Below are 1,408 nucleotides of genomic sequence, written 5' to 3'. Positions count from 1 at the left end.
GTTCCCGCTGTTCCAGGCGGGGCTGGGCGGGCGGATGGGCGACGGGGGCCAGTACTGGTCGTTCATCGCGCTGCACGACGAAGTCGCCGCGATCCGGCACCTGTTGGAGAGCGACGGGCTGTCTGGGCCGTTCAACCTCACCGCCCCCGAACCCCTGACGAACCGTGAGATCACCGAGGCGATGGGCCGTGTGCTGCACCGGCCGACGCTCTTCGCGGTCCCCGCGCCGGTCCTGCGGGCCGTGCTCGGCGAGATGGCCGGGGACGTGCTCGGCAGCGCACGGGTACGGCCCACACGGCTGCTGGAGTCGGGCTTCACGTTCGCGTTCCCGGACATCGAAGGGGCGATCCGAGCGGCGTGAGCGTTTCCGTGGCCGTATGTGACGACATGCGACCGGTGTGCGACCGTGCCCTGTCGATGCGCGACTGTCCCTGACCGATCACAGCCCTACCCTCGACCAGAACTCGGGTATCCCCGGAGCCAGTTGGGGGCATGACGTCTCCACCGGCCGCGCAACCTCGAGGAGGGGCACGTGCTTGCACCCGCGTACCAGGCGGACGTCGTGATCGTGGGAGCCGGGGTCGCCGGACTCTCCGCGGCTCATCGGCTGACCAGCCAAGGAGTGACCGTCGCGGTGTTGGAGGCCGCCCCCGGTGTGGGCGGCCGCATGTCGACGGAGAAGGTCGACGGCTTCCGGCTCGACCGGATCGGACAGTTGCTGTCCACGGCGTATCCGGAACTGCGTCTGACCCCCGGCCTCGACGGGCTCGTACTGCGCCCGTTCGCGCCGGGGGTCCTCTGCACGCGACGGGCGCCACCACCGGGTGGCCGCTCGGGGGGTGCCGGGGCCGGGGCTGGTGGCCGCGTCCCGGCGGGCCGCCTTCCGGGTGCTGCCCGGTGCCGGCCAGGCGACCGTGTCCCGCGCGCCCCGCGGGACCACGCCGCTCGGCGGTGCCGTCGACCAGGCCCGGCTCGGCGCCGCGCTCACCCGGCTCGCCCACGTGCCCGTCGAACGCCTCCTCGCGCGCCGCGAACTTCCCGCCGGGCAGGCGCTCGCGGCCCGGGGGCTGCCCGCGCGCACGATCGACGGGTTCCTGCGCCCGCTGCTCGCCGCGCTGCTGTGCGACCCCGCGCTGACGACGTCCAGCCGGTGCGCCGACCTCGCGCTGCGGGCCTTCGCGGGCGGACGGCTGTGTGTGCCGGAGGGGGGCGCGGAGACGCTCCCGGAGCTGCTCGCGCAGACCCTGCCGGCGGGGACCGTGCACACGGGCGTGCGGGTCACGTCGGTCGCGACCACCTCGGTGACCACGGCCGAGCACGGTGAGGTCCGGTGCCGGGCGGTGCTGCTGGCGACGGACGCGCGGGCCGCGGCCCGGTTGCTGCCGGGGCTGCGGGTGCCGGACTTCCA

Annotated in this window: 2 protein-coding genes and 1 pseudogene; all 3 read left to right on the top strand. The window is 74.7% G+C overall.

Annotation, left to right across the window (positions count from 1 at the left end):
• A partial coding sequence (locus tag AOJ26_RS41055; protein WP_143663704.1) for a DUF1731 domain-containing protein occupies window positions 1–361 on the top strand: 361 nt, incomplete at its 5' end.
• Between the two features lie 171 nt (window positions 362–532).
• Window positions 533–730, top strand: a pseudogene (locus tag AOJ26_RS45330) (FAD-dependent oxidoreductase); the annotation flags it as partial.
• A 109-nt stretch (window positions 731–839) separates the two neighbouring features.
• A partial coding sequence (locus AOJ26_RS45325) for an FAD-dependent oxidoreductase (RefSeq protein ID WP_420713326.1) occupies window positions 840–1,408 on the top strand: 569 nt, incomplete at its 3' end.

Origin of the sequence: Streptomyces sp. NRRL B-24085 (assembly GCF_001282115.1) — a bacterium.
GTDB lineage: Bacteria > Actinomycetota > Actinomycetes > Streptomycetales > Streptomycetaceae > Streptomyces.
This window is presented reverse-complemented; position numbering and strand designations above follow the sequence as displayed.